Annotated in this window: 1 protein-coding gene; it reads left to right on the top strand. The window is 33.8% G+C overall.

The window, feature by feature from the left end; genetic code table 11:
* Positions 1-158 (top strand): family 1 glycosylhydrolase (locus ASD35_RS28485; protein ID WP_157275326.1); only part of this gene is annotated, 158 nt, incomplete at its 5' end.
* Positions 159-204 lie beyond the last annotated feature (46 nt).

Here is a 204-nt window from a genome sequence, read left to right as displayed (position 1 = left end):
ATAATTTTGAATGGCAAGATGGGTACAAAGCTAGGTTTGGACTTTACTACATTGATTTCCAAAACAATTTGACACGTCATCAAAAAGTTTCTGGCAAATGGTTTTCTGATTTCCTCAAACCACAGTTTCCATCTTCTAAGCTCAGGGAAGAACTGTAGAATCAAGAATTTGAATCTTGAACAAAAATGACAAGTCTTTTAAAAC

It is taken from the genome of Pelomonas sp. Root1444, from assembly GCF_001426885.1.
GTDB lineage: Bacteria > Pseudomonadota > Gammaproteobacteria > Burkholderiales > Burkholderiaceae_C > Pelomonas.
Note: the sequence above shows the minus strand (reverse complement) of the source record. Positions and strands in the feature narration are given on the sequence as shown.